The sequence below is a fragment of the Streptosporangium sp. NPDC001559 genome, from assembly GCF_042893955.1.
Lineage (GTDB): Bacteria > Actinomycetota > Actinomycetes > Streptosporangiales > Streptosporangiaceae > Streptosporangium.
Genome location: NZ_JBIAVG010000023.1, coordinates 106,793 through 132,816, shown reverse-complemented (window position 1 = coordinate 132,816; position 26,024 = coordinate 106,793). Strand labels below are relative to the sequence as shown.

At 70.5% G+C, this 26,024-nt stretch carries 26 protein-coding genes and 1 riboswitch; of the genes, 23 read left to right on the top strand and 3 right to left on the bottom strand.

Annotated elements, in window-relative coordinates; translation table 11 throughout:
- Positions 1 to 285 precede the first annotated feature (285 nt).
- From ACFYY8_RS37615 to ACFYY8_RS37580, 8 genes are all read left to right on the top strand, one after another.
- Entirely contained in the window at positions 286 to 1,452 is a 1,167-nt protein-coding gene (locus ACFYY8_RS37615) for an acyltransferase family protein (RefSeq protein WP_390049533.1), read from the top strand.
- Positions 1,453 to 1,537: 85 nt separating this feature from the next.
- Positions 1,538 to 3,055 carry a depupylase/deamidase Dop gene (gene dop / locus ACFYY8_RS37610; RefSeq protein ID WP_390049531.1) on the top strand — a complete coding sequence of 506 codons (1,518 nt, stop codon included), beginning with the start codon at positions 1,538 to 1,540 and terminating at the stop codon, positions 3,053 to 3,055.
- 91 nt (positions 3,056 to 3,146) lie between these two features.
- Positions 3,147 to 3,266: riboswitch (cobalamin riboswitch) on the top strand.
- A gap of 31 nt (positions 3,267 to 3,297) precedes the next feature.
- A complete protein-coding gene (locus ACFYY8_RS37605; RefSeq protein ID WP_352013091.1) occupies positions 3,298 to 3,492 on the top strand; it encodes a CbtB domain-containing protein in 195 nt (64 codons plus the stop codon).
- 16 nt (positions 3,493 to 3,508) lie between these two features.
- Positions 3,509 to 4,249 (top strand): CbtA family protein, encoded by a 741-nt coding sequence (locus ACFYY8_RS37600; RefSeq protein ID WP_390049528.1) that lies wholly within the window; start codon positions 3,509 to 3,511, stop codon positions 4,247 to 4,249.
- On the top strand, positions 4,246 to 4,809 hold the full coding sequence (locus ACFYY8_RS37595) for a histidine phosphatase family protein (RefSeq protein ID WP_390049526.1): 564 nt from the start codon (positions 4,246 to 4,248) through the stop codon (positions 4,807 to 4,809). The genes ACFYY8_RS37600 and ACFYY8_RS37595 overlap by 4 nt, the downstream gene beginning before the upstream one ends.
- Positions 4,806 to 6,881 (top strand): putative cobaltochelatase, encoded by a 2,076-nt coding sequence (locus ACFYY8_RS37590; RefSeq protein ID WP_390049524.1) that lies wholly within the window; start codon positions 4,806 to 4,808, stop codon positions 6,879 to 6,881. Before ACFYY8_RS37595 ends, ACFYY8_RS37590 begins: the two co-directional genes overlap by 4 nt.
- Before the next feature lie 43 nt (positions 6,882 to 6,924).
- Positions 6,925 to 7,527 (top strand): cob(I)yrinic acid a,c-diamide adenosyltransferase, encoded by a 603-nt coding sequence (gene cobO / locus ACFYY8_RS37585; protein WP_352013234.1) that lies wholly within the window; start codon positions 6,925 to 6,927, stop codon positions 7,525 to 7,527.
- A complete protein-coding gene (locus ACFYY8_RS37580; RefSeq protein WP_390049522.1) occupies positions 7,521 to 8,828 on the top strand; it encodes a cobyrinate a,c-diamide synthase in 1,308 nt (435 codons plus the stop codon). Before cobO ends, ACFYY8_RS37580 begins: the two co-directional genes overlap by 7 nt.
- 87 nt (positions 8,829 to 8,915) lie before the next feature.
- On the opposite strand, the gene ACFYY8_RS37575 is transcribed toward ACFYY8_RS37580, so the two are convergent.
- A complete protein-coding gene (locus tag ACFYY8_RS37575; protein WP_352013086.1) occupies positions 8,916 to 9,710 on the bottom strand; it encodes a serine/threonine-protein kinase in 795 nt (264 codons plus the stop codon).
- A gap of 67 nt (positions 9,711 to 9,777) precedes the next feature.
- Positions 9,778 to 10,182, bottom strand: a complete 405-nt coding sequence (locus ACFYY8_RS37570; protein WP_390049519.1) for a hypothetical protein — start codon at positions 10,180 to 10,182, stop codon at positions 9,778 to 9,780.
- A 213-nt stretch (positions 10,183 to 10,395) separates the two neighbouring features.
- Between ACFYY8_RS37570 and ACFYY8_RS37565 the strand changes: the two genes are divergently transcribed.
- The 8 genes from ACFYY8_RS37565 to ACFYY8_RS37530 all read left to right on the top strand — a co-directional run bounded on the left by ACFYY8_RS37565 (position 10,396) and on the right by ACFYY8_RS37530 (position 17,412).
- Positions 10,396 to 10,605 carry a ubiquitin-like protein Pup gene (locus tag ACFYY8_RS37565; protein WP_352013084.1) on the top strand — a complete coding sequence of 70 codons (210 nt, stop codon included), beginning with the start codon at positions 10,396 to 10,398 and terminating at the stop codon, positions 10,603 to 10,605.
- A 549-nt stretch (positions 10,606 to 11,154) separates the two neighbouring features.
- Positions 11,155 to 12,003, top strand: coding sequence for a proteasome subunit beta (gene prcB / locus ACFYY8_RS37560; RefSeq protein WP_386190379.1), 849 nt, complete (start codon positions 11,155 to 11,157; stop codon positions 12,001 to 12,003).
- Positions 12,004 to 12,022: 19 nt separating this feature from the next.
- Positions 12,023 to 12,814 (top strand): proteasome subunit alpha, encoded by a 792-nt coding sequence (gene prcA, locus ACFYY8_RS37555; RefSeq protein ID WP_390049516.1) that lies wholly within the window; start codon positions 12,023 to 12,025, stop codon positions 12,812 to 12,814.
- A 118-nt stretch (positions 12,815 to 12,932) separates the two neighbouring features.
- Entirely contained in the window at positions 12,933 to 13,439 is a 507-nt protein-coding gene (locus tag ACFYY8_RS37550; protein WP_390049514.1) for a hypothetical protein, read from the top strand.
- A 189-nt stretch (positions 13,440 to 13,628) separates the two neighbouring features.
- Complete coding sequence (gene pafA / locus ACFYY8_RS37545; protein ID WP_352013081.1) at positions 13,629 to 14,987, top strand: Pup--protein ligase; 1,359 nt, start codon at positions 13,629 to 13,631, stop codon at positions 14,985 to 14,987.
- A gap of 96 nt (positions 14,988 to 15,083) precedes the next feature.
- Positions 15,084 to 16,031, top strand: coding sequence for an FKBP-type peptidyl-prolyl cis-trans isomerase (locus tag ACFYY8_RS37540; protein ID WP_390049511.1), 948 nt, complete (start codon positions 15,084 to 15,086; stop codon positions 16,029 to 16,031).
- Positions 16,032 to 16,260: 229 nt separating this feature from the next.
- Positions 16,261 to 16,902, top strand: coding sequence for a helix-turn-helix transcriptional regulator (locus tag ACFYY8_RS37535; RefSeq protein ID WP_390049509.1), 642 nt, complete (start codon positions 16,261 to 16,263; stop codon positions 16,900 to 16,902).
- A gap of 33 nt (positions 16,903 to 16,935) precedes the next feature.
- On the top strand, positions 16,936 to 17,412 hold the full coding sequence (locus ACFYY8_RS37530; RefSeq protein ID WP_390049535.1) for a DUF3291 domain-containing protein: 477 nt from the start codon (positions 16,936 to 16,938) through the stop codon (positions 17,410 to 17,412).
- Here ACFYY8_RS37530 and ACFYY8_RS37525 read toward each other — a convergent pair.
- Positions 17,358 to 18,428 carry a DUF3866 family protein gene (locus ACFYY8_RS37525; protein ID WP_390049507.1) on the bottom strand — a complete coding sequence of 357 codons (1,071 nt, stop codon included), beginning with the start codon at positions 18,426 to 18,428 and terminating at the stop codon, positions 17,358 to 17,360. The genes ACFYY8_RS37530 and ACFYY8_RS37525 overlap by 55 nt on opposite strands.
- Before the next feature lie 56 nt (positions 18,429 to 18,484).
- On the opposite strand from ACFYY8_RS37525, the gene ACFYY8_RS37520 reads away from it, so the two are divergent.
- From ACFYY8_RS37520 to ACFYY8_RS37490, 7 genes are all read left to right on the top strand, one after another.
- Entirely contained in the window at positions 18,485 to 19,444 is a 960-nt protein-coding gene (locus ACFYY8_RS37520; RefSeq protein ID WP_390049505.1) for a helix-turn-helix transcriptional regulator, read from the top strand.
- 37 nt (positions 19,445 to 19,481) lie between these two features.
- Positions 19,482 to 20,438, top strand: coding sequence for a helix-turn-helix transcriptional regulator (locus ACFYY8_RS37515; protein ID WP_390049502.1), 957 nt, complete (start codon positions 19,482 to 19,484; stop codon positions 20,436 to 20,438).
- A 24-nt stretch (positions 20,439 to 20,462) separates the two neighbouring features.
- Entirely contained in the window at positions 20,463 to 20,651 is a 189-nt protein-coding gene (locus ACFYY8_RS37510) for a hypothetical protein (RefSeq protein ID WP_390049500.1), read from the top strand.
- A 65-nt stretch (positions 20,652 to 20,716) separates the two neighbouring features.
- Positions 20,717 to 21,034: a Sec-independent protein translocase subunit TatA gene (tatA, locus tag ACFYY8_RS37505; RefSeq protein WP_390049498.1), complete on the top strand. Its 318-nt coding sequence runs from the start codon at positions 20,717 to 20,719 to the stop codon at positions 21,032 to 21,034.
- A gap of 157 nt (positions 21,035 to 21,191) precedes the next feature.
- On the top strand, positions 21,192 to 21,986 hold the full coding sequence (gene tatC / locus ACFYY8_RS37500; protein WP_390049496.1) for a twin-arginine translocase subunit TatC: 795 nt from the start codon (positions 21,192 to 21,194) through the stop codon (positions 21,984 to 21,986).
- An 18-nt stretch (positions 21,987 to 22,004) separates the two neighbouring features.
- A complete protein-coding gene (locus ACFYY8_RS37495; RefSeq protein ID WP_390049494.1) occupies positions 22,005 to 22,895 on the top strand; it encodes a YegS/Rv2252/BmrU family lipid kinase in 891 nt (296 codons plus the stop codon).
- Positions 22,896 to 23,237: 342 nt separating this feature from the next.
- Entirely contained in the window at positions 23,238 to 25,967 is a 2,730-nt protein-coding gene (locus ACFYY8_RS37490) for a DEAD/DEAH box helicase (protein ID WP_390049492.1), read from the top strand.
- Positions 25,968 to 26,024 lie beyond the last annotated feature (57 nt).

The following is a 26,024-nucleotide window of genomic DNA, read 5'->3' as shown; positions in this document are numbered from 1 at the left end:
AACCCCCCCCGCCTGGGCGGGCCCACCGCGCCCCGGGGGGGGGGCGCGCGGCCCCCCCCCCCCCCAACCCCCCCAACCCCCCACCCCCCCCCCCCCCGGGGGGGGCGGCCCCCCCCGCGCCCCCCCCCCGCCTTCGTGTGTCCCCTTCGCGGCCTTCGAAAGGCCGCCGCGAGGTCCGGAAGGCGGGGCACGGAAAACAGCGGGAACAAGATCCGGGCCGAGGGAACCCGGTTGATCGAAACGCCGTCCAAGTGGCGTGCGTGAACACTTCGCCCCGGCGGGCACATGACCGGCACGGCCGCAAAGGGAACCGGCCGCCTCGCCGAACTCGACCTCCTGCGTTTCCTCGCCGCCGCCGGGGTCGTCTCCTTCCACTACCTCATCGCCTTCGCCTCGGTCTGGGGGGAGCGCCCGGCGAAGTTGTTCCCGGAGACGGCCACCCCGGCGGGCCTGGGCATCCTCGGCGTCGAGCTGTTCTTCATGATCAGCGGTTTCGTGATCCTGATGAGCGTCTGGGGGCGGGGGCTGGGCGCCTTCGCCCTGTCACGCCTGGTGCGGCTCTTCCCCGCCTACTGGATCAGCGTGGGCGTCGTGGCGGCCGTCTACGGCCTGGGCGCGGCCACCGCCCTGGACCCCAAGCTCGGCCTGCGCGACTACCTGGTCAACCTGACCATGTTCCAGCGCGCCTTCGGCCTGACCGACGCCAACGGCGTCTACTGGTCGCTCTGGGCCGAGCTCCGCTTCTACCTGCTGATCTCGATCCTGGTGATCGTCGGGGTGACGTTCACCCGCTGCCTGGTCTTCATGGGCGTGTGGCTGCTGGCGGCCGGGATCTTCACCGGCAACGAGAACGAGTGGGTACAGCTGATCGTGATGCCGAAGTACGCGGCGTACTTCGTCGGCGGCATGGCCTTCTTCCTCATGACCAAGCACGGCCCCAAGCCGGTGCTGTGGTGCGTGGCCGGGCTCAGCGGCGGACTGGCGGTCTACGCGGCCCTGGCCAGGGTCGAGGGCCGCATCGACGCGGTGGGCTACGCCGCGATGCCGGTGCCCGGCTGGGCGGTCGTCGTGACCGTCGTGCTCTTCTACGTGCTCATGGCGCTGGTGGCGCTCGGCGCCCTGGGCTGGCTGCGCTGGCGCGGGCTGGTCGTGCTCGGCGCGCTGACCTACCCCCTCTACCTGTTCCACTCGACGGTCGCCGCCGTGCTCGTGCCCGTCCTGCGCGACACACTCGCGCCCTGGCTGACCGTCGCGGTCACCGTGCTGGTCACGCTGGCGCTGTCCTACCTGGTCCACCGGCTCGTCGAACGGCCCATCCAGGAGTTCGTCAAGGCCAGGCGGCGGCGGGCGGCCGTACCGCAGGGGAGGCACGGACGCGGCCCCGGCCAGGGAGCGGTTCCCGCTCCGGGGGCCCCGGGAGAAAACGCCTCAGAAAAGGCCTCTGTGCCATAACTGTCTGGTCACCGGGGATAGTGAAGGGTCTAGGGTCGGGGATATATACGGCGGAGTAGTCGTCCTGGATGAACAGAGGGTGCGCATGACGGTACGGCGGGTGATGGGCATCGAGACCGAATACGGCATCTCCGTGCCCGGACAGCCGGGGGCCAACGCGATGGTGACCTCCTCCCAGGTGGTGAACGCCTATCTGGCGGCCTCGGCGGCCAGGGCCAGGCGAGCACGCTGGGACTTCGAGGAGGAGAACCCTCTGCGCGACGCCCGGGGCTTCGACCTGTCCAGGGAGGTGGCCGACCAGAGCCAGCTCACTGACGAGGATCTGGGCCTGGCCAACGTGATCCTCACCAACGGGGCCCGGCTGTACGTGGATCACGCCCATCCCGAATACTCGACTCCCGAATGCACCAATCCACGAGCCGCGGTGATCTGGGACAAGGCGGGGGAGCGCGTCATGCACGACGCCGCGACGCGCGCCTCGGCCGTCCCCGCCAACGCTCCGATCCAGCTCTACAAGAACAACACCGACAACAAGGGCGCCTCCTACGGCTGCCACGAGAACTACCTGATGCGGCGCGCCACGTCGTTCGCCGACATCGTCAGGTATCTGACCCCGTTCTTCGTCTCCCGGCAGGTCGTCGTCGGCGCGGGCAAGGTCGGCATCGGCCAGGACTCCCGGGGTGAGGGCTTCCAGATCAGTCAGCGGGCCGACTTCTTCGAGGTCGAGGTCGGGCTGGAGACCACGCTCAAGCGGCCGATCATCAACACCAGGGACGAGCCGCACGCCGACCCGGAGAAGTACCGCAGGCTGCACGTCATCATCGGCGACGCCAACATGTCGGAGATCTCGACCTACCTGAAGCTGGGCTCGACCGCGCTGGTCCTCGCCATGATCGAGGACGGCTACTTCACCCGTGACCTCGCGGTCGACAACCCGGTCCAGGCGCTGCGCGCGGTCTCCCACGACCCCACGCTGAAGTACGAGATCGCGATGCGCGACGGCCGCAGGCTCACCGCGGTGCAGCTGCAGATGGAGTATCTGGAACTGGCCCGCAAGTACGCCGAGGAGCGCAGCGGGAACGGCGTCGACGAGATCACCAAGGACGTCCTCGACCGCTGGGAGTCCGTCCTGACCCGTCTGGCCGAGGACCCGATGCAGCTGTCGCGGGAGCTCGACTGGGTGGCCAAGCTCGAGCTGCTGGAGGGCTACCGTACCCGTGACGGCCTGGCCTGGTCCCACCCGCGACTGCAGCTGGTGGACCTGCAGTACTCCGACATCCGTCCCGAGCGCGGCCTGTACAACCGGCTGGTCGCCCGGGGCAGGATGCAGCGCCTGGTGACCGAGGACGAGGTACGGCGGGCCATCGAGGCGCCGCCGAGCGACACGCGGGCCTACTTCAGGGGTCGTTGCCTGAGCCAGTTCAGCGAGTCGGTCGCCGCCGCCTCCTGGGACTCGGTCATCTTCGACATCCCGGGCAGGGAGTCCCTGCAGCGTGTTCCGACCATGGAGCCGCTGCGCGGGACCAAGGCCCACGTCGGCGAGCTGTTCGATCGCTGTCGCACCGCCGCCGACCTGGTCACCGCTCTCACCGGCGATCAGTGACCTCCCGTGCGGGCGGGTGCGCCCGCCCGCACGGTTTCTAGCCCTGTGTCCGCTATCGCATGGATTGACGGACGCTGTGAACCGGTATACATTCCGGGTGTTTTGTGGCGGTGCGAGGGAAATCCGGTGAGATTCCGGTGCGGTCGCGCCACTGTAACCGGCCCGAGAGGGCGGGGAGCCAGGTCACTCGGCCGCCACCGACCTACGAAAAGGGGCGCGTCAATCCCCTGAAGGAGGTGGCCGTGAGCCAGATCTCTGCTCCGCCGGTCAAGCCCATCCCGCTCGGTTCGCTCACCCGATGGCTTCTCGCCGTACCGGTGCTGCTGCTTCTCGCCTACCTGGTCGCCTTCGACCAGGGCGCGATCTCGCAGGCCGGTAACTACCTGCACGAACTCATGCACGACGGGCGTCACCTGCTCGGTGTTCCCTGCCACTGATCGCACTGAGCCACACGTGATCACCAAACTCATCGTCAGAGGCATGCTCGTCGGCCTTCTCGCAGGACTGTTCGCCGGGGTGTTCGCCTACACCGTGGGCGAACCCCGCGTCGACCGGGCCATCGCGCTGGAGGAGGCCGCTGCGGCCTCCGCCGGCACCGGTGCCCACAGTCATGAGGCGGCCGAGCCCGCCCACTCTCACGGGGAGGAGGCGCCGGTCAGCAGGAACGGCCAGCGCTTCGGCCTCTTCCTCGCCCTGGCCCTGTACGGCCTGGCTCTCGGCGGCCTGTTCGCCCTCGTGTACGCGGGGGTGCGCGGCCGGGTCGGTCCGAGATCGGAACCACTGCTGGCGGTCTCCCTCGCGGCGGCGGCGTTCATCGCGATCGTCCTCATCCCTTTCGTGAAATATCCCGCCAACCCCCCGGCCGTCGGTGACCCGGAGACGATCAACCAGCGCACGGTGCTCTACCTGGTCGCCGTCGCCATCGGCATCCTCTCCGTCGGCGCCGCGGCGGCCGCGCACCGCTACGTCTCCTCCGAGGAGGCGTGGCCGCGCTGGCTCGCGGGCGGCGCGGCGCTGCTGGTGCCGGTCACGGCGGCCTGGATCCTGCTGCCCGGGATCGACGAGGTGCCCGAGGGGTTCCCCGCCGGTCTCCTGTGGGACTTCCGCCTGGCCTCCCTCGGGACACAGGCGGTGTTCTGGCTGGGCGTCGGAGCCCTGTTCGCCTTCGCCGCGCGCAGGCGCAGCCCGGCGTGACGGCCCCCTCGGGGGTCGCGCGCCTGCTGCTGGTCTGTCACGCCTCGACACGGGCGACGGCACGGGCCGCCTTTCCCGGAGACGAGCCGCTCGACGGGAACGGCCTGCGCCGCGCCCAGGCGCTGGCTCCGCGGATCGGTCCGGGCCGGGCCGTCCGCGGAGCCGAGCTGCGTTGCGCGCAGACGGCCGGGGCACTCGGCCTGCGTGCCGGGCCGGAGCCGTCGCTCGCCGACTGCGACTACGGGCGCTGGCGTGGCATGACGCTGGCCGAGGTCGAGGCGGCCGATCCCGGAGGGCTCGCGGCCTGGCTCACCGACCCGGCGGCGGCCCCCCACGGAGGGGAGCCGATCACCGGACTCGTCGGCCGGGTCGCGGACTGGCTCGCGGCCCTCGGCCCGGGGCGGACGGTCGCCGTCACCCATGCCCCGGTGATCAGGGCCGCGGTCGTGCACGCCCTCGGCGCCCCGGCCCATGCCTTCTGGCGCGTCGACGTCGCGCCTCTCGCCCTGGTGACGCTCACCGGGCGGGGCGGACGCTGGCGGCTGAGTTACCCCGTATGACGAGAGCCGAGGAGGCAGTCAAGGTGCGCGACCCGCGCTATCCCTTCACCGCGATCGTGGGGTCGGAGGACCTCAAGCTCGCCCTGATCCTGAACGCCGTCTCCCCCGGCGTCGGCGGAGTCCTGGTCAGAGGGGAGAAGGGCACCGCCAAATCCACGATCGTGCGGGCGCTCGCGGCGCTGCTCCCGCCCGTCGAGGTGGCGCACGGCTGCCGTTTCTCCTGCGACCCCGCCGCCCCGGACCCCGGCTGCCCGGACGGCCCGCACGAGACCGCCCCCGGCACCGTACGGCCCGCCAGGCTCGTCGAGCTGCCGGTCGGCGCCTCGGAGGACCGCCTCGCGGGCTCGCTCGACCTGGAACGGGCGCTCACCGAGGGGGTGAAGGCCTTCGAGCCCGGACTGCTCGCCGACGCGCACCGGGGCGTCCTCTACGTCGACGAGGTCAACCTCCTGCACGACCACCTGGTGGACCTGCTGCTCGACGCCGCCGCGCTCGGTACCTGCTACGTCGAACGTGAGGGCGTCTCGGTACGGCACGCCGCCAGGTTCCTGCTGGTGGGGACCATGAACCCGGAGGAGGGGGAGCTGCGTCCCCAGCTCCTCGACAGGTTCGGGCTGACCGTGGAGGTCAGGGCGTCGCGGGAGGTGTCCCAGCGGGCCGAGGTGGTCCGGCGGCGCCTGGCCTTCGAGGCCGATCCGGCCGCCTTCGCCGCCCTGTGGCAGGCGCGGGAACGGGAGCTGGCCACGCGTGTCGCCGAGGCCAGGGCCAGGGTCGCGGAGGTCACCCTGCCGGACTCCGCGCTGCGGAGCATCGCCACGGTCTGCGCCGCCTTCGAGGTCGACGGTCTGCGGGCCGACCTGGTCACCGCGCGGGCGGCCATCGCGCACGCCGCGTGGCGGGGCGGGGCGACCGTGACGGCCGAGGACGTCCGCGAGGCCGCCAGGCTCGCCCTCCCGCACCGGCGCCGCCGTGACCCCTTCGACACGCCGGGCCTGGACGAGGCCAGGCTGGACGAACTCCTCGACCAGACGCCCGAAGACCCGGAGGAGCCGGACGACCCCGGTGACGGTCCGGAGGGCGGCCCCGGGGGCAGCCCCGGAGACGGTTCCGACGGTGACCCCGAGGGCGGTCCCGGAGGAGGCTCGGAAAGCCCGGGGGGCGGCCCTGACGGTTCCGGCGAGGACGTCCCGGGGGCGGAGCCGGCGAGCAGGGAAGGCGTCCCCGCGCCCGCCGGAGGAGACACCGCGACAGGGCAGGCGGGGGACGACCGGATCGCGGAGGCCGACCCCGCGAGGCGCGCCAGGCTGTTCACCGTGCCCGGTCTCGGCGCCGGAGCCCCGGGCCGCAGGTCCAGGGCCGCGACCCCGCTGGGCAGGGTGACCGGGGCCAGGGTCCCGGGGGGACGGCCCGCCTCCCTGCACCTGAGGGCGACCGTCGAGGCCGCCGCGCCGTACCAGGTGGGACGGGGCAGGAACGGGCCCGGCCTGCTGCTGCGGCGCGAGGACCTCAGGGAGGCCGCACGCGAGGGCAGGGAGGGCAACCTGGTCCTGTTCGTCGTGGACGCCAGTGGATCCATGGCGGCCAGGCGGCGCATGAGCGCGGTCAAGGGCGCCGTGCTCGGCCTGCTTCTCGACGCCTACCAGCGCCGTGACAAGGTAGGCCTGGTCACCTTCCGGGGCGCCCGCGCCGACCTGGTGCTGCCGCCGACCTCCTCGGTCGAGGCGGGGGCCGCCCGGCTGCGCGAGCTGCCGACCGGCGGACGCACCCCGCTGGCGGCGGGGCTGCTGCGCGCGGCCGAGGTCCTGCGGGTCGAGCGCCTGCGTGACCCGTCCCGGCGTCCGCTGCTGGTCCTGGTGACCGACGGGCGGGCGACCTCCGGCACCGTCGAGGAGGCCCACAGGGCGGCGGCGCTGCTGGCCGGGGTCGCCACGGTCGTGGTCGACTGCGAGACGGGGCACATCCGCCTCGGCCTGGCCGCGTCCCTGGCCCGGCGGATGGGCGCGCGGACCGTGCGCCTCGACGACCTCACCGACCTCGCCGGAGTGGTCCGTGACAGGCGGGCCGCCGCGTGAGAACCGCTCCCGCGAGCCGTACGAGAACGAAAGGCGGATGACGATGCCCCAGGGGAAACCGGTCAGCGTGCCCGACGACGGGCTGACCACCAGGCAGCGCCGCACCCGGCCGTTGCTGATCGTCCACACCGGGCCGGGCAAGGGCAAGTCGACCGCGGCCTTCGGCCTGGCGCTGCGGGCCTGGAACCAGGGCTGGCCGATCGGCGTGTTCCAGTTCGTCAAGTCCGCCAAGTGGCGCATCGGCGAGGAGCGGGCGCTGCGGGTGCTGGGTGAGTCCGGTGAGGGCGGCACGGTGTCCTGGCACAAGATGGGGGAGGGGTGGTCCTGGATCCAGCGGCCGGGTGCCGAGGAGGACCACGCCGCGGACGCCAGGGAGGGCTGGGAGCAGATCAAGCGTGACCTGGCCGCGCGGACCTTCCGGCTGTACGTCCTCGACGAGTTCACCTATCCGATGAAGTGGGGCTGGATCGACGTCGACGAGGTCGTCGCCACGCTCACCTCCCGCCCCGACGGCCAGCACGTCGTCGTCACCGGGCGGGACGCCGACCCCCGCCTGGTCGCCGCCGCCGACCTGGTGACGGAGATGGGCAAGGTCAAGCACCCCATGGACGCCGGGCAGAAGGGGCAGAAGGGCATCGAATGGTAGCCCGGCTGGTGATCGCGGCCCCCGCGTCCGGTGCGGGGAAGACCACGGTCGCGACCGGGCTGATGGCCGCGCTCACCCGGAGAGGCACCCGGGTCTCCCCGCACAAGGTGGGGCCCGACTACATCGACCCGGGCTACCACGCCCTGGCCACCGGCCGTCCCGGACGCAACCTCGACCCGTGGCTCGTCGGTGAGGAGCTGATCGCCCCGCTGTTCCTGCACGGCGCCGCCGGGGCCGACCTGGCGGTGATCGAGGGGGTGATGGGCCTGTACGACGGGGCGGGCACGAGCGAGTTCGCCTCGACCGCGCACGTCGCCAGGCTGCTGCAGGCCCCGGTCGTCCTGGTGGTCGACGCGGCCAGGCAGAGCCGGTCGGTCGCGGCGCTCGTGCACGGTTTCGCCTCCTACGACACCCGGATTCGCCTCGGCGGGGTGATCCTCAACCGGGTCGGCTCCGCCAGGCACGAGGAGCTGTGCCGCGCGGTCCTGGCCGAGAGCGGCGTCCCGGTGCTCGGCGCGATCCACCGCAGCGATCTCGTGACCACCCCCTCCCGTCATCTCGGCCTGGTCCCCGCGGCCGAACGCGCCACACAGGCGGCCGGTGCCATGGACGCCGTCGCCGACCTGGTCGCCGCGTCGTGCGACCTGGAGGAACTGCTGCGGCTCGCCCGCACCGCCCCCGCCCTGTCCGCGCGGCCGTGGAGCCCGGGGCCCGCCGTACCGGCGACCAAGAGAGTCGCGGTGGCCGCCGGGCAGGCGTTCACCTTCGGGTACACCGAGCAGGCGGAGCTGCTGGCGGCGGCGGGGGCCGAGGTCGTCCCCTTCGACCCGCTGGCGGACGAGGCCCTGCCCGAGGGGACGGGCGGCGTCGTCATCGGCGGGGGCTTCCCCGAGGTCTACGCCGCCGAGCTGTCGGCGAACGAGCCGCTGCGCAGGGAGGTCGCCGCGTTCGGCGGGCCGATCTCCGCCGAGTGCGCCGGTCTGCTGTATCTCGCCAGGCAGCTGGACGGCAGGCCCATGTGCGGGGTCTTCGACCTGGAGGCCAGGATGACGGGGACCCTCACCCTGGGCTACCGCGACGCGGTCGCGGTCGAGGACTCGGTGCTGACCCGGGCGGGGGAGCGCTACCGGGGGCACGAGTTCCACCGCACTGCCGTCGAACCCGCGCCGGGAAGGCCGCTGTTCCGCTGGCGGGGAGGGGCGGACGGGCTCGCCTCCGGCCCGGTCGTGGCCTCCTACCTCCACCTGCACTGGGCGGGCACCCCCCGGCTGGCCGCCCGGTTCGTCGAGGCCTGTATCTGATCTACATCGTAAAGGCGTCGGCTCTGGAAAGCACGACGCCACGGGACCCGCGGAGGGCGGGTCCCATGGCGGACGACGGGAAAGGGGTCAGGCGGCGCTGAAACAGCGGACCTTGGCCAGCATGGCCGAGGTCTGCTCGGCGCTCAGACGCGCCCTGGGGTCCTTGCGCAGCAGCCCGCGCAGAACGGGTTCGAGCGCGCCCGCCCGCTGCGGGGCACGCGCGGGCTCGCGCAGCGCCTCGACCAGCGCGGGCATCGAGTTGACCGTCCTGAACGGGGTCCTGCCCTCGACGGCCATGTAGAGGGTCGCTCCGAAGGACCACATGTCGGCCTCACGGGTGCCGCCCCGGCCGTGCAGGGTCTCCGGGGCGATGAAGGCCGGGGTGCCGCGCATCGAGTTGCCCGCGGTGCCCTCGGGGGCGGCGAAGCCGAAGTCCGCGAGCACCACCCGGTCGCCCGTCAGCATGATGTTGGCGGGCTTGATGTCACGGTGGATCACGCCGCCGTCGTGCGCGTGCCGCAGAGCGTCGAGCAGTCTGCGGCCCATCCCCGCCACCAGGTCGACCGGGAGCGGCCCCGCCTGGACGAGTGTGTCGTGCAGGGTGAGGGCTTCGAGGAACTCCATGACGATCCAGAGCCGTTCGGCCTCCTCGGCCAGGTTGTGGACCGTCACGATGCCCCGATGGCTGAGCCTGGCGGCCATCCGGGCCTCGCGCACCACCCGCCGCCGCTGCTCGGCCGCGGCCGGACCCGGTGGCAGGGCGATCTCCTTGAGCGCCACCTTCCGTTCGAGTAACAGGTCGTAGGCGCGCCATACCACGCCCGTCGCACCCCGGCCTACGGGGGAGTGAAGCTTGTAACGGCTGGCGACGATGGTGCTCACGGTCCAATGATCGCAGTTTTACACCGGGTTGGCCTACTCGGAACGGTCCTGACTCGCCGGAGTGGCCTCAGAACAGGCCGATGCCGAGCAGCAACGTGCCCACGGCGAGGAACACGCCGCCGAGGACCGTGAGCCAGATCAGCTTGTTCGGCTTGGTGTCCGACGGGCGTACGACCGACAGGAAGAAGCCGAGCGGCATCAGGATCGGTGACGAGACGATCAGGAGCCTGGTCAGCCTCTGGAGGCCCTCTCCCCAGTGGGTCTGGTCGATGTAGAACAGCGCGACGAGTGAGAACAGGACCAGGACGCCGGCGTGGGCGTGCCCGGCCCGCCACAGGTTCTGCCGTACCGGGTTGTCGAGGTAGCCGGGGACGTTGCGCATGATGTGCGTCAGCAGCATGAGCCCGCCGAAGGCGATGGTGGGCACGGTGATCAGGAGCACTCCGGCGGTGCTCAGCGTCTCGGGGGGCATTGGGCTCCTTCTGAAGGCCGATGTCGGCCCATCATTGGATAGAGTAGCTATCTAGTCAAGTGGGATTTGCCGCCGGAGGCTTCGGGAGGGTTGTCTTGGGGCGAGTCCGGGGAGTTCGCGGTCCTCGTAAAGATCGAGGACGATCCACGCGAAATGTCCGCCGGTTCGGGGAAGATATGGGACAACGACGTCCCCCATGTGGAGGTGCCACAGATGGCTAGCAAGGACACCGGAGGCCAGAAGCAGACCGGGCGGACCGACAAGGAGGTCGAGGAGACCGCGCAGGCCGACTCCACCGACGTCCAGGACCGCCACGAGAAGCTCTCCGACGACGTCGACGCCATTCTCGACGAGATCGACGAGGTGCTTGAGGAGAACGCGGAGGAGTTCGTCAGGTCCTACGTCCAGAAGGGCGGCCAGTAGCCGGTCGTCCGCGGTCCGGAGGCGGAAGCCCGGAGGCGGCGGTTCCGCGGGTGAGAGCCCGGGAACGGCGGTTCCGGGACGAGCGTCCGGGGATGAGAGGGGAAGTCAGACGGGCCCGGGGCAGAGCGGGGTGAGGCCGCGCGTGGCGGCACCGGCCCCCCGGGTGGTTCGACGGCGTTCGTGAACGTGGGAAGACGAGAGGCGGACCGGCTCAGGGTACGGCCGGACCGTGAGACGACAGGCCGATCGGCCGTCGCCGGTCCCGCCGCGCCCTGACGGCGCGGACCGGCGCAGGCGGACGGGTGTGACGAGACGACCACCCGTCCCCTTTTTCCGGGTTCTCCGGCCACCCGAAGGGTCCTCCCGTCCGTGTGGAGAGCCGGGCAGGGGACCCCGCGCATGGGCGCGGAACGCGGCGCCCGCGCGGATGTAAAGATTCGAAGACGCTCCCGGAGAGGGTTCGCGCTGAGCTGATCCAGGGAAGTGCATGCAGCACGACAAGATGAGTAAGGTCGGGCCTTATAGGACCGCACCTTTGGAGGGAGTCGCGTGGGATCGCACAGGGACCTGCCCGCCGGCATGGTGAATCACATCTTCACGAACAGCGGCATTTCCTCGTTCACCGAGTTCGTCGGCTCCTACGCGCCGGACTTGTTGCCCGGCAGAAACGAGACCCTGGCGGCCCCGGTAGGAGACCACGTCCCGCATGCGACCACGATCGTCGCCGCGACCTGCGCGGGCGGTGTGGTGATGGCCGGTGACCGCAGGGCGACCTCGGGGAACATCATCTCCCAGCGGGACATGGAGAAGGTGTTCCGCACCGACGACTTCTCGTGCATGGGCATCGCCGGGGCGGCCAGCACCGGCCTCGAGATGGCCCGCCTCTACCGGGTCGAGCTGGAGCACTACGAGAAGATGGAGGGCAGGACGCTCTCCGTCGCCGGGAAGGCCAACCGCCTGGCCACGATGATCCGCGGCAACCTCGGCATGGCGATGCAGGGCCTGGCCGTCGTGCCGTTGTTCGCCGCCTACGACCCGGAGATCGACGGCGGGCGGATCTTCGGATACGACGTCGGTGGCGGGCCGTACGAGCAGCACCAGCACCACGCGATCGGCTCGGGATCGATCTTCGCGCGTGGTTCGCTGAAGAAGCTCTACCGGGAGAACTCCTCGCCGGAGGAGGTCGTGCGGGCGCTCGTCAACGCGCTGTACGACGCGGCCGACGACGACTCGGCGACCGGCGGCCCCGACGTCACCCGCAAGATCTGGCCCGTCGTAGCGCAGATCACCGCCGACGGCTTCCGCCGTCTGTCCGACGAGGAGGTCGGCGCCCACGTCCAGACAGTCCTCGAAGGGCGCATGAGCTCCCCCGACGGCCCCGTCGCCCCGCTGCGCTAACACGAGAGGATCACCCCAGGTGTCCATACCCTTTGGATATGTCTCGCCCGAGCAGCAGATGCGGGACAAGGCGGACTACGCGCGTAAGGGGATCGCGCGAGGCCGCAGCGTCGTCGTCCTGCAGTACGAGCACGGCATCCTGTTCGTCGCCCCCAACCCCTCCCGGGCCCTGCACAAGATCAGCGAGATCTACGACAAGATCGGGTTCGCCGCGGTCGGCCGCTACAACGAGTTCGAGGCGCTGCGCCTCGGCGGCATCCGTTACGCCGACATCAACGGCTACAACTACGCCAGGGACGACGTCACCGCACGTGGGCTGGCCAACCTCTACGCGCAGAACCTCGGTCAGATCTTCACCGAGTCGCCCAAGCCCTTCGAGGTCGAGATCGTGGTCGCCGAGGTCGGTGACAGCGCGGAGGAGGACCACATCTACCGCCTCACCTTCGACGGCTCGGTCTTCGACGAGACCGGCCTGGTGGCGATGGGCGGTCAGGCGGAGGCGGTCGCGGGCAGGCTCAAGGAGCGCTACCGCGAGGGCATGCCGCTGGCCGAGGCCCTTGAGGCGGCGCTGTTCGCGCTCACCGAGCCGGGCGGTGAGCGTCCTCCGGCCGGTCAGCTCGAGGTCGCGGTGCTCGACCGCAACCGGCCGCACCGCAAGTTCCTGCGCCTGAACGGTCCGCGCCTGGAGCAGGCGCTCGCCGAAGGACGGTCCCAGGGCGTCGCGTCCGAGGCGGAGTCCGGTACCGCGCAGGACTCCGATCTGCCGCCGACCGCGCCCGAGGGCGACATCGACACCGGCTCCAACGGCTGACGGGCCGTCCCGCCGAAGAGGGGAGCGCCGTGTCCCGCCCGGGGCACGGCGCTCCGCTGTGACGTGGATCACTGTCCGCCCGGCGAACCCGGTCCACACGGTGGTCGTCGTAACGGGCATGAAACGCTCCATGCTGGCCGTGGCCGCCGCCCTCTCCGTCGCCCTGGGCGGTGCGATCCCCGCCGAGGCCGCGGCGATTCCGAACTTCCCCAAGCCGAAGATCTTCGGGACCACCTTCCAGAGCGATCCTGGCCACGACTTCACCAAGCACATCAGCTCCCGCAAGGACGGCATCCTGCGCGGCTGGATCACCCATGTCGGACGTACCCAGGTGGAGTACAAGCCGATCAAGTGGAAGAAGGACAAGTACACCGAGGGGTACTTCGTCGGTCCGCCCGAGGGGGATGTGACCGCCTACGCCTCACCCGTCGCCAAGAACGTCGTCTTCCTGAGCGCCTTCGGCTGCTCGTCGAAGATGACCGGGACCACCGTCGACAAGGGGGGCCTGGGCGCCAAGCGGTGCTCCAGGAAGGCCCTGCTGACCAGGGCGAAGAGCACCCGCCCCTCGCTGATCACCGTGTACCGGGGACAGATCGTCAAGGTCCAGGAGATCTACACCCCCTGAGCCGGGTACGGCTCGCCGAGACCGGGGTGGCCCTCCGCACCGGCACCCCACCTCCGTACGGCTCGCGCCCGCCTCACCGGGCGTGAGCCTCGCTCACGCTTAGCCGATCCCTGGTGGGGGCATAAGCCATACGACCGAAAACCCCACTGATCCCTCCCGCAGGAGGGGTTCGGCGAATAGTGTGAGGCAATGGACCGTCGCATCTTCGGGCTTGAGAACGAGTACGGCGTCACCTGCACGTTCAGGGGACAGCGGCGGCTGTCGCCCGACGAGGTCGCGCGTTACCTATTCCGCAGAGTCGTCTCCTGGGGCCGGTCGAGCAACGTCTTCCTGCGCAACGGCGCGCGCCTCTACCTCGATGTCGGCAGCCACCCGGAGTACGCAACCCCCGAGTGTGACAACGTCGTGGAGCTCGTCACCCACGACAAGGCGGGTGAGCGCATCCTGGAGGGCCTGCTCGTCGACGCGGAGAAGCGGCTGCGCGAGGAGGGCATCGCCGGGGACATCTACCTGTTCAAGAACAACACCGACTCGGCCGGCAACTCCTACGGCTGCCACGAGAACTACCTGGTCGGCAGGCACGGGGAGTTCGGCCGCCTGGCGGACGTGCTCATCCCCTTCCTGGTCACCCGGCAGATCATCTGCGGCGCGGGCAAGGTGCTGCAGACCCCTCGCGGCGCGGTCTACTGCGTCTCCCAGCGGGCCGAGCACATCTGGGAGGGCGTCTCCAGCGCGACGACCCGCTCCCGGCCGATCATCAACACCCGTGACGAGCCGCACGCGGACGCCGAGCGCTTCCGCCGCCTGCACGTCATCGTCGGCGACTCCAACATGAGCGAGACGACGATGCTGCTCAAGGTCGGCGCGACCGACCTGGTGCTGCGCATGATCGAGGCGGGCACCGTGATGCGCGACCTTTCGCTGGAGAACCCGATCCGGGCCATCAGGGAGGTCTCCCACGACATGACCGGGCGGCGACGGGTGCGCCTGGCCAACGGCAGGGAGGCGTCCTCGCTGGAGATCCAGCAGGAGTACCTCGCCAAGGCGCGTGACTTCGTCGATCGCAGGGGCGGTGACAAGATCAGCGAGCGGGTGCTGGAGCTGTGGGAGCGGACGCTCACCGCGGTCGAGACGGGCAACCTGGACCTGGTCTCCAGGGAGATCGACTGGGTCACCAAGTACCAGCTGATCGAGCGCTACCGCAGGAAGTACGACCTGCCGCTGTCCAGCCCCAGGGTCGCCCAGCTCGACCTCGCCTACCACGACGTGCACCGGCGCCGGGGCCTGTTCTACCTGCTGCAGAAGCGCGGAGCGGTCGAGCGGGTCGCCTCCGACCTGAAGATCTTCGAGGCCAAGTCGGTGCCGCCGCAGACCACCAGGGCGAAGTTGCGCGGGGAGTTCATCCGCAGGGCGCAGGAGAAGCGGCGCGACTTCACCGTCGACTGGGTCCACCTGAAGCTCAACGACCAGGCACAGCGCACGGTGCTGTGCAAGGACCCCTTCCGTAGCGTGGACGAAAGGGTGGACAAGTTGATCGCGGGCATGTGACGGTCATGCTTCGGTAAGGTCATCGGCGGTCTTAGCACGCCCGTATGTGTTGACGGGTAGTGTGACGCAAACCTGACGTCTTTCAGAAGGATATTCATGCGCCGCCGCAGCCTGGCCGTACTGGCCGCAGTGCCACTGTTGTTCGCCGCCGCCTGTGGCTCCGAGGGGGGGTCGGGGGCACAGGCCACCACCTCCGCCGGGACGGCGCCCGAACTGAAGGTCACCGGGGCGGTGAACACCAAACCGACTGTCGAGTTCCCGGCGAAGGTCACGGAGGCCTCCTCCTACCGGGTGCTCACGCCAGGAACCGTCGGCACCCCCGCGAAGGACGGTGCCAACGTGGTGGCCAACCTCACCGTCTTCACCTGGGACGGCAAGCAGAACAAGCTGGTCGGCTCGACCTACGACGAGGGTGGTCCGCAGCTGATCACCCTCAACGAGCAGATCCCCGAGATCCTGCGCAAGGGCTTCGCCGAGACCAAGGGCGGAGGCAGGTTCCTGTCGGTCGTCGGCAAGGACGCGCTGCCCAAGGAGCAGCAGGCCCAGGCGCCCGCGGGCCAGTCGCAGGTCTTCGTGGTCGACGTGGTCGACGTCCCCGCGGGCAAGGCCGCCCAGGGTGAGGCGACCGACCCCACCCTCAAGGGGATCAAGGTCGAGAACCCCGGTGGGGAGGCCGCGCCCAAGCTGACCACCAAGACGGACGAGAAGGCCCCCAAGGAACTGGTCGCCAAGACCGTGATCAAGGGCACCGGTCCCGAGGTCAAGTCGGGCCAGTCGATCCTGGTCCAGTACGTCGGCAAGATCTGGGGTTCTGATCTGGAGTTCGACAGCAGCTGGTCGCGCGGTGGCGCGCCGATCATGTTCCAGATCGGCACCGGCCGGGTCATCAAGGGCTGGGACCAGGGCCTGGTCGGCGTCCCGGTCGGCAGCCGGGTGCTGCTGAGCATCCCGCCGGACCTGGGATACGGCAAGGAGGGCTCCGGCGACAAGATCAAGGGGACCGACACGCTGGTCTTCCTGGTGGACGTCCTCAAGGCCTACTGACCCGCTTGAGCGCTCAAGGGACCCGGTCACGCACCCGCGTGGCCGGGTCCTTCGCGTCACCGGTACCGGTGCCGTGCGTGAGGAGTGCCGGCTTGGGCGCGTCGGCGCTTGGACTGAGGAGTGAGGGAGCGAAGCGGACGAGCGACGAGGGAAAGCACCGACTCAGGGAGCCCAAGCCCCCGCGACGCCGCCAGGCGGCGCAAAAGGAACACCGCCTAGAATCCCGGCTGTGAGCAGCGATGACCTCGGCACGGTCGCGGCCCTGCACGATCCCGTGAGGCGGGCCGTCTACGAGTACGTGGCCTCCCTGGGGCGTGAGGCGGGGCGCAACGAGACCGCGGAGGCGGTCGGGGTGCAGCGGACCCTGGCGGCCTTCCATCTCGACAAGCTGGTCGAGGCCGGCCTGCTGGAGGCGGGTTTCAAGCGCCTGACCGACAGGACGGGGCCGGGCAGCGGCCGTCCGGCGAAGGTCTACCGCAGGGCGCGGGGGGAGTGGCAGGTCAGCGTCCCGGCCAGGGACTACCGCTCCATGGCGTCGATGCTGGCCGAGGCGGTCGACCGCCTCGGCGGGGACGAGGTGGCCGACGAGGTCGCGCGGCGGGCGGGCGCGGAGCTGGCGGAACGGGGTGAGGACCTGGCCGGGGCACTACGCGGGCGGGGATACGAACCCTACGAGGAGGACGGCGCGCTGCGGCTGCGCAACTGCCCCTTCCACGTGCTGTCACAGGAGCAGCCGCTACTGGTGTGCTCGATGAACCTGGCGCTGTGCCGGGGGCTGCTCGACGCCCTGGGGGAGGAGGACCGTACGGCCAGGCTGGACCCCCGTCCTGGGGAGTGCTGCGTCGCCTTTTCTAAAAACAATGAAGATTGACATAGAAGGGCGGTGGGTGGTTTGCTGACGAGCATGCACCTCGCCCAGCTCAACATCGGTCATCTGCGCGCGCCCCTCGAATCCCCCGAGATCGCCGACTTCGTCGCGGCCCTCGACCCCGTCAACCGTCTCGCCGAGGAGGCCCCCGGCTACGTGTGGCGGCTCAAGGGGGGCGACGGGCCTCAGGACGTCGTCCATCACGACTACGGCGACCACCTGCTGATCAACTTCTCCGTGTGGGAAGACCGGGACAGCCTGTGGGACTTCGTCTACCGCAGTGCCCACCTGGGCTTCCTGCAGCGGCGCAGAGAGTGGTTTCAGCGCGTCGCGGAGCCGTACTCGGTGATGTGGTGGATTCCGCGCGGGCACGTGCCCACGCTGGAGGAGGGCATGGAACGCCTCGACCTGCTCAAGGCGCAGGGCCCCACGCCGGAGGCCTTCACCTTCAAGCAGTTCTACGAGAGCAGCGAGGCCGCGTGGCGTCCCGCCGCCGCCGAGGCCAGGAAGTAGGCCAGGTCCTCGTCGAGCCCGCGGCCCATCGTCGACAGCCTGACCGGGCAGTCCGCGAGGGCCTCGTAAAGCCCCTCGACCGAGACCCCGACCAGTTCGTGCCGTACGGCCAGCGGCGCGCACTGCTCGGCGACCCGGCTGCCGAAGTCGCCGGGCAACTCGGGCACCACCACCTGGGCGGGGGCGAGGGCGACCCTGCCGTAGGCGGTCAGCGAGTGGTGGGAGACCCCGATGTGGCGCTTGCGCAGGTCACCCTCGCTGACCCGTAGCGCCGCGACCGGCCTGCCGTCCAGCACGGAGGCCGCGTTGACCGCCTCGCCCGCCGAGACGCCGGAGAAGCCCCAGCGGGTGCCGGTGCCCAGGTTGCCGGGGCCCTGGGTGACGACCGCCACGTCGGCGCCCATGACGTGGCGGGCCGCGAGCAGGCCCGTGTGCAGCGTCACGGCCTCCACGTCGCCGCCGAACGCCTGGCCGACCGTGACCACCCCGTCGAGCCAGCCGATCTCCCTGAGCCTGGCGCAGGACATGGAGAACCAGGCGGGCAGCGCGCCGCCGTCGAGCATCACGTAGGCCACCCGGGTCCCGCCGGGACGGGAACCGTAGAGGCCACAGAGGATCGCGGGCAGCGCCGAGTGCAGGTCGGCGACCACGACCGGCATGCCGTCCAGCGAGTCGGCCTCGCGGAGCGCCTCGTGGAAGGGCGAGTCCTGCTCGTCCGCGCCGAGCACGGTGGCCTGCAAGGGGGTGTAGCGTGCCTTCACCAGGTGGCCGGGACCCTGTGGATCTTTCGGCAATCTGTTCGGGAGAGCCACCACCATGGCGTAACCTCCCGTACCGAGACCCATCGCGAGCGCGGTCGTGTTGAGGAGGACCGTGTCGCCCGGCTCAGGACGCCCTACCAGGGCGGGATAGGCCAGCGCGCGGACGACCCCCTCCTCGGTGGAGACCTCGATCTCCATCGCCCCCGACCACTCTCGCCGGACACGCGCGACCTCGCCCCTGCGCCATCTGATCACCGGGGAAGAGTAGCGCCACCTGGACGTAGAGTCATGTGAACAGGGAAGGAGGCCGGATGTCGCGCCGGAAGACCGAGCGGTTGCTGAACCTTGTGATCTGCCTGCTGGCCACGAGGCGGCCGCTCAGCGCCGAGCACATCCGCCAGGCGGTGCCCGGCTATGACGCCGCCAACGACGAGGCCTTCCAGCGGATGTTCGAGCGGGACAAGAACGAGCTGCGGGAGATCGGCATCCCGATCGAGGTCCAGAAGGACCCCTGGGAGGAGGACCCCGGCTACCGGATCGTCAGGGAGTCCTACGAGCTGCCCGAGATCACCCTTGAACCCGACGAGGCCGCCGTGGTCGGCCTGGCCGCCCAGGTGTGGCAGCGCGCGAGCCTGGCAGAGGCCGCCAGTGGCGCGCTGCTGAAGCTGCGCGCGGGAGGAGTGGAGACCGACGAGGCGGACGGGATGCTCGGCGGGGCGCTCGAACTGCGCGTCGACACACGGGATCCGGCCTTCCCCGCGCTGTGGGAGGCCGTGCGCGACCGGCGCGCGGTCCGCTTCCCCTATCGGGCCGCGGCCAGCGAGAGCGTGCTGACCAGGACGGTCGAGCCGTGGGGAGTGGTCAGCCGCCGCGGCCGGTGGTACGTCGTCGGCCACGACCGCGACCGTGACGCGGCACGGGTGTTCCGGCTCAGCCGGATCAACGGCCCCGTCGTACCGGTCGGCCGTCCCGGCGCCGTCGTGGTCCCCGAGGGCGTCGACATCACCTCGATGGTCGGCTACCGCGACGAGATGACGGTCAGGGAGCGCACCGCCCTCATCCGGGTCCGCGAGGGCACCTGCCAGGGGCTGCGCCAGGTGGCCAAGGCCGTACGGCAGGGCACCGGCGGGTGGGACGAGCTGGACGTCGAGTTCACCGACACCGAGCGGCTCGCCGGGTGGGTGGCGGGCTTCGCCGCGGACGCCGAGGTGGCCGGTCCGCCGGACGCCAGGGAGGCCGTGATCCGCCGCCTGAAGGGAGCCCTGGCGTGACGGGCGAGGACACACGAACGAGCAGGGGGAGCGCAGTATGAGCACGGCCGACCGGTTGCCCAGGCTGCTGGCGCTGGTGCCGTACCTGATGTCCCACCCCGGGGCGCAGGTGCCGGAGGTCGCCAAGGTCTTCGGGCTGAGCGAGAAACAGCTCATCGACGACCTGCAACTGGTGTGGATGTGCGGGTTGCCCGGCCACACCCCGGGAGACCTGATCGACGTCTCCTGGGACGGCGGTGAGATCCTCATCGACAACGCCGAGACCATCGCCCGCCCGCTGCGGCTGGGCATCGACGAGGCGAGCGCGCTGCTGGTGGCCCTGCGGATGCTCGCCGAGCTGCCGGAGTTCGGCGACCGTGACGCACTGGCGCGGGTCATCGCCAAGTTCGAGCAGGCCGCGGGAGAGGGCGCGGCGGCGGTCAGCAGCCAGGTCGCCGTCGAGGTGGGCGCGACACCGGACGCCCTGCCGACCGTCAACGAGGCGTTGCGCCGAGGCCGGCGGCTGTCGCTGCGCTACCACGTGCCCGGTCGCGACGAGATCACCCCGCGCGAGGTCGACCCGATGCGCCTGGTCGTGGTGGACGGCCGTTCCTACCTGTCGGGCTGGTGCTACCGGGCCGAGGCGGTCCGGCTGTTCCGTCTCGACCGGATGCTCACCGTCGAGATCCTCGACACGGCCGCCGACCCGCCCGCGGACGCGGTACCCGACGAGGTGACGCCCGGCGTGTTCCGCCCCTCGCCGACCGACGAGCTGGTCGAGCTCGAACTGACCCCCGCGGGCCGCTGGGTCGCCGAGTACTACGCGTGCGAGGAGGTCACCGAGCTGGGCGAGGGACGCCTGAAGGTGGCGCTGCGGGCTCGCGACCAGGGCTGGCTGGTACGGCTCGCGCTGCGTCTCGGCGACACGGGCCGGGTGCTCTCACCCGCCTCACTGGCCGAGAGCGTCAGGCGGGCGGCGACCTCGGCGCTGAATCGTTACGAGTCGGTCTCCTGACGTGCGCCGTTATGATCGGCTGACATGAGCTGGATCTTCGCCGCGGTCGGTATCGCCTTCGCAGGCCTGCTGGTGCTGGGTTTTCTCGGGGTTCGCGTGCTGCTGGCCACCAGGGAACTGGGCAGGGAGGTCGACAGGATTCGCCGGACGATCACCCCCGCACACAGCGCCTTGAACGAGCAGGTCCGGACAATCCCATCCCGGAAGGGATGAGTCTGTGCCCGGGGGAGCGTACGATCGGGCAGGAGAGTGCGTGTCGTTCGGCCTAAGGATGTGTCATGCCTAACCTGGGACCCACCGAGCTGATCATCATCGGCGTGATCCTGATCCTGCTGTTCGGTGCGAAGAAACTGCCGGACGCGGCTCGCGGCCTGGGCCGGTCGCTGCGGATCTTCAAGTCGGAGACGGCCAAGCTTCGCGACGACGACGAGACGGACACCCATACGGCCACCGTCGTCCAGGCGCAGCAGCCCGCCCCGGCTCCCCAGCCGCTCCCCACGGCTCCCACCGCCCAGACGGCCGAGGAGCAGGCGCGTGCCCTTGAGGAGCAGGCCGCGAAGCTGCGTGCCCAGGCCGGTGCGGCCAAGCCGCAGTAGGGGCCGCACCGCAGAGGCCGCAGCAAGGTCTGTGGCCGGCTCCCCACCACCTCACTCGTCAGACCGGGATTCGTGAATGGCGCTGCTGAAATGGCCCAAGCCGGGCTCGAACAGACCGGGATCGCCCACGGATTCCTCCGAGGGGCGCATGTCGCTCATGGAACACCTCCGTGAGCTGCGCAACCGCATCCTGATCTCCTTGCTCGGGCTGCTCCTCGGCATCATCGTCGGATTCATCTACTTCGATCCGATCTGGAAGTTCCTGGAGGAGCCGTACTGCGGCCTCCAGCAGGCTCAGCAGTTGCGGCCTGGGCAGTGCACGCTCCTGGTGCTCGGGGTTTTCGACTCCTTCTTCGTCAACCTCAAGGTCGCGGCGCTGTTCGGTCTGGTCGCGTCCTCCCCGATCTGGCTGTACCAGTTGTGGGCCTTCGTCACCCCGGGGCTGTACCGCAACGAGAAGCGCTACTCCATGATGTTCATGGGGCTGGCCGTTCCGCTCTTCGCAGCCGGAGCCGCCCTGGCCTACTTCATCATGGACACCGGCCTGGCGATCCTGCTCAGCTTCGCCCCCGAGGGCACGCTGACAGGCCTGACGATCGACGAGTATCTCGGTTACGCGCTGGTGATGCTGGTCATCTTCGGCGTCTCCTTCGAGCTGCCGTTGCTCATGGTCTTCCTCAACGTGATCGGGGTCCTGCCACGCGCCACGGTGGCCAAGCACCGGCGCACAGTGATCTTCGTCATGTTCGTCTTCGCCGCCCTCGCCACCCCGAGCACCGACCCGTTCTCGATGGTCGCCCTGGCGATCCCGATGGTCGTGCTGTTCGCCCTCGCGGAGGGCTTCATGTACCTCAGGGAGAAGAGGGCCCCCAAGGGCGAGGACTTCTCCAACCTGTCCGACGACGAGGCCTCCCCGCTCGACCTGGAGACGGATACCGATCAGCCGAAATAGGCGGTAGATTCCGGCCCCATGCCCGGAGAGATCGCCGTCCTCGTCAACCCCGCCGCCCGGGGCGGACGCTCACGCGGGATGCTCGGCCCGGTGCTGCACCGGCTGCGCCGAGGCGACAGGAAGGTCTCCGTGCTCGTCGGTGACTCCGCCGCCGACGCCCTGGCCAGAGCCCGTACGGCCGTGGCCGCCGGCGCGAGCGCGCTGGTGGCCTTCGGCGGAGACGGGCTGGTGCATCTGGCCGTGCAGGCGGTCGCGGAGACCGGGATCCCGCTGGGGATCATCCCCGCGGGCACCGGAAACGACATCGCCACCGTCCTCGGCGTCCCGCGGGGCAGACCTCTGGAGGCGGCCGACGCCGTACTCCGGGGCGGCAGCCGTACGGTGGACGCGGTGCGGACCGGGAGCGGCGAGTGGTTCGCAGGGGTGCTCGCCTGCGGCTTCGACTCCCGCGTCAACGAGCGGGCCAACCGGATCAGCGGGCCACCGGGCATGGTCAGATACCTGCTCGCACTGGCCGCGGAGCTGGGCTCCTACCGGCCGGTCCCGTTCCGGATCACCCTGGACGGCCCCTCGGGGACCGAGACGATCGAACGGCGGGCCATGCTGGTCGCCGTCGGCAACACCTCCTCCTACGGCGCCGGGATGCGCGTGTGCCCCGGCGCCGTCCCCGACGACGGCCTGCTGGACGTGACGATCATCGACGCGGTGCCCGTCGGGCGTTTCCTGCGCGCCTTCCCCCAGGTCTACCGGGGCTCCCACATCACCCACCCCTTCGTCACGACCAGGCGCGTGCGCGGGATCACACTGGAGGCGCCGGACGTGGTCGCCTACGCCGACGGCGAACGCCTCGGCCCGCTTCCCCTCAGCTGTGAGGTCGTCCCAGGGGCCCTGTCTCTTTGCTCCGCCTGAGCTGTGTCTCTTTGCTCCGCCTTCGGCGTCGCGGGCTTGGGCGCGTCGGTGCTTTCCCTCGTCTCTCCGTCGCTGCGCTCCTGCGTTCCTCAGTCCAAGCACCGACGCGCCCAAGCCGGACACTCTTCACACTTGGCACCGGTAAAGCCAAGCTGTGTCTCTTTGCTCCGCCTTCGGCGTCGTGGGCTTGGGCGTTCCTCATACATGAGGCCGGGAAGGTGCAAGCCGGACTCCTCGCGCATGGCGTCGTGATCCTCCTCAATCTCGGGTGGAGGGGGAGGCGGGCGATCTTCTGGGGTTCGTGGGGCGGACCGGAATCCTGATATCGGTAGGCTTGGAGACATGACGACCCCAGCGGAACGTTACGCTGCCTTCCGTCAGAGCCAGGCCGAGAGCGGACCGGCGCTGACCTCGTTCCGCGGTCTTTACAGCTTCCAGCTGGATGACTTCCAGCTGGACGCCTGCCGGGCGCTTGAGGCGGGTGACGGGGTGCTCGTGGCGGCCCCCACCGGCTCGGGCAAGACCGTGGTGGGGGAGTTCGCGGTGCACCTGGCCCTGGAGGAGGGCCGTAAGTGCTTCTACACGACCCCCATCAAGGCGCTCTCCAACCAGAAGTACAACGACCTGGTCAAACGGTACGGCGCAGCCAAGGTCGGCCTGCTCACCGGTGACAACAGCGTCAACGGCGAGGCCCCGATCGTCGTCATGACGACCGAGGTGCTGCGCAACATGCTCTACGCCGGGTCGGGGACCCTCGCGGGGCTCGGCTTCGTCGTCATGGACGAGGTCCACTACCTGGCCGACCGGTTCCGCGGCGCGGTCTGGGAAGAGGTGATCATCCACCTTCCCGAGTCGGTACGGCTGGTCGCCCTGTCGGCCACGGTCAGCAACGCCGAGGAGTTCGGTGAGTGGCTGGGGGAGGTCCGCGGTGACACCAGCGTCATCGTCGACGAACACCGGCCCGTCCCGCTGTGGCAGCACATGCTCGTCGGCCACCGCCTGTACGACCTCTTCGTCGGTGAGGAGGACGGCCGCAGGCCGCTGGTCAACCCCAACCTGCTGCGCCTGGCGAGAGACGAGGAGCGACAGGCGTACGGCAGGGGCCGCCGGGGCTCCTCCCGCCCGCGCAGGGGCGGCCCGCCGGACCGCTCGCAGGCCATCGAGCGTCTCGACGCCGCGGGTCTGCTGCCCGCGATCACCTTCATCTTCTCCAGGGCCGGTTGTGACGCGGCCGTCATGCAGTGCCTGTACGCCGGGATCCGGCTCACCACGGACGCCGAGCGTCACGAGATCCGGCAGATCGTCGACGAGCGCACCGCCCACTTGCCGGACGAGGACCTCGCGGTGCTCGGCTACCTGGAGTGGCGCGACGCCTTGGAACGCGGCCTGGCGGCCCATCACGCGGGCATGCTTCCGGCCTTCAAGGAGGTCGTCGAGGAACTGTTCACCCGCAACCTGGTCAAGGCCGTGTTCGCCACGGAGACCCTCGCGCTGGGCATCAACATGCCCGCCCGCTCCGTGGTGATCGAGAAGCTCGACAAGTGGAACGGCGAGACCCACGCCGACCTCACCCCGGGGGAGTACACCCAGCTCACCGGAAGGGCGGGGCGGCGCGGCATCGACGTCGAGGGCCACGCGGTCGTCCACTGGCAGCCGGGCATGGACCCCTTGCAGGTCGCGGGTCTTGCCAGCACCCGCACCTACCCTCTGCGCTCCAGTTTCCGTCCCTCCTACAACATGGCGGTCAACCTGGTCGGCCAGGTGGGCAGGGAACGTGCCAGGTCGCTCCTTGAGTCCTCCTTCGCGCAGTTCCAGGCCGACCGGGCGGTCGTCGGCATCGCCAAGCAGTTGCGCCGCCACGAGGAGGCGCTGCGGGGCTACCGCGACTCGATGACCTGTCATCTGGGCGACTTCGAGGAGTACGCCGGGATGCGCAGGGCGCTGTCCGACCGGGAGGCCGAACTGGCGCGTCAGCGTGGCGCGGCCCGCCGAGGCCAGGCACTGCGCTCCCTTGAGGCGCTCAGGCCGGGAGACATCATCCGCGTGCCCGGCGGGCGCAGGGCAGGGGTCGCGGTCGTCCTGGACCCCGGGCTCAACTCCCGTGGCGAGGGACCGGCCCCGCTGGTGCTGACCGCGGGCAAGCAGGTCAAGAAGCTCTCACCCGCCGACTTCCCCGTCCCCGTCGAGCCGGTCGAGCATCTGCGCATCCCGAAGAACTTCAACGCCCGGTCGCCGAGGGAACGGGCCGACCTGGTCTCCTCCATGCACGCCAAGCTCGGTGACCGTGACCTCGGCAAACCTCCCAGGGCACGTGACCACGCCGCGGAGGACGAGGAGATCCTGCGCCTGCGCAGGGACCTCAGGCAGCATCCCTGCCACGGCTGCGACGAGCGGGAGGACCACGCCCGCTGGGCGGAGCGCTACTACAAGCTGCTCAGGGAGACCGAGGGCCTGCGCCGCAGGGTCGAGGGTCGCTCCCACGTCATCGCCCGCACCTTCGACAAGGTGTGCGGGGTGCTCGACCAGCTGGGCTACCTCGACGGCGAGAACGTCACCGCGGAGGGCCGCAGGCTGGCCCAGCTCTACACCGAGCTGGACCTGCTCACCGCCGAGTGCCTGCGCGCCGGGCTCTGGGAGGGCCTGGACCCGGCGGAGCTGGCGGCCACCGTCTCCTCGCTGGTCTTCGAGTCCCGGCAGGCGGACGAGGCGCGTCAGCCGAGGATCCCCGCGGGCGGGGTACAGAAGGCGCTGGGCGACATGATGCGTCTGTGGGGCGACCTGGAGGCGGTCGAGAGCGACCACGGCCTGTCGTTCATCAGGGAGCCCGACTTCGGGTTCGCCTGGGCGGCCTTCCGCTGGGCCAGGGGGCACAACCTGGACGCGGTGCTCGGCGACGGGGTCAACGGCGCCGAGCTGGCAGCGGGAGACTTCGTGCGCTGGATCAAGCAGCTGCTCGACCTGCTCGGTCAGATCGCCGACGCGGCCCCGTCCGGCAGCAAGGTGAGGCAGAACGCGGGCAAGGCGATGGACGCGCTCAGACGCGGCGTCGTGGCCTACTCGTCCCTGAGCTGAGCGGATCCGGGGGAGGGCACGGGCCGACTGACCGTCCGGTCAATACCGCGTGACGGC

Coding starts and splice junctions, on each gene's coding strand:
- ACFYY8_RS37565 (WP_352013084.1), top strand. CDS start 10,396: ATGGCTAGCAAGGACACCGGAGGCCAGAAGCAGACCGGGCGGACCGAC.
- tatC (WP_390049496.1), top strand. CDS start 21,192: ATGGAACACCTCCGTGAGCTGCGCAACCGCATCCTGATCTCCTTGCTC.
- pafA (WP_352013081.1), top strand. CDS start 13,629: ATGGACCGTCGCATCTTCGGGCTTGAGAACGAGTACGGCGTCACCTGC.
- ACFYY8_RS37570 (WP_390049519.1), bottom strand. CDS start 10,182: ATGCCCCCCGAGACGCTGAGCACCGCCGGAGTGCTCCTGATCACCGTG.
- ACFYY8_RS37580 (WP_390049522.1), top strand. CDS start 7,521: ATGGTAGCCCGGCTGGTGATCGCGGCCCCCGCGTCCGGTGCGGGGAAG.
- ACFYY8_RS37540 (WP_390049511.1), top strand. CDS start 15,084: ATGCGCCGCCGCAGCCTGGCCGTACTGGCCGCAGTGCCACTGTTGTTC.
- ACFYY8_RS37520 (WP_390049505.1), top strand. CDS start 18,485: ATGTCGCGCCGGAAGACCGAGCGGTTGCTGAACCTTGTGATCTGCCTG.
- ACFYY8_RS37530 (WP_390049535.1), top strand. CDS start 16,936: ATGCACCTCGCCCAGCTCAACATCGGTCATCTGCGCGCGCCCCTCGAA.
- ACFYY8_RS37590 (WP_390049524.1), top strand. CDS start 4,806: ATGACGAGAGCCGAGGAGGCAGTCAAGGTGCGCGACCCGCGCTATCCC.
- ACFYY8_RS37495 (WP_390049494.1), top strand. CDS start 22,005: ATGCCCGGAGAGATCGCCGTCCTCGTCAACCCCGCCGCCCGGGGCGGA.
- ACFYY8_RS37550 (WP_390049514.1), top strand. CDS start 12,933: ATGAAACGCTCCATGCTGGCCGTGGCCGCCGCCCTCTCCGTCGCCCTG.
- ACFYY8_RS37490 (WP_390049492.1), top strand. CDS start 23,238: ATGACGACCCCAGCGGAACGTTACGCTGCCTTCCGTCAGAGCCAGGCC.
- ACFYY8_RS37515 (WP_390049502.1), top strand. CDS start 19,482: ATGAGCACGGCCGACCGGTTGCCCAGGCTGCTGGCGCTGGTGCCGTAC.
- dop (WP_390049531.1), top strand. CDS start 1,538: ATGACGGTACGGCGGGTGATGGGCATCGAGACCGAATACGGCATCTCC.
- ACFYY8_RS37615 (WP_390049533.1), top strand. CDS start 286: ATGACCGGCACGGCCGCAAAGGGAACCGGCCGCCTCGCCGAACTCGAC.
- tatA (WP_390049498.1), top strand. CDS start 20,717: ATGCCTAACCTGGGACCCACCGAGCTGATCATCATCGGCGTGATCCTG.
- cobO (WP_352013234.1), top strand. CDS start 6,925: ATGCCCCAGGGGAAACCGGTCAGCGTGCCCGACGACGGGCTGACCACC.
- ACFYY8_RS37510 (WP_390049500.1), top strand. CDS start 20,463: ATGAGCTGGATCTTCGCCGCGGTCGGTATCGCCTTCGCAGGCCTGCTG.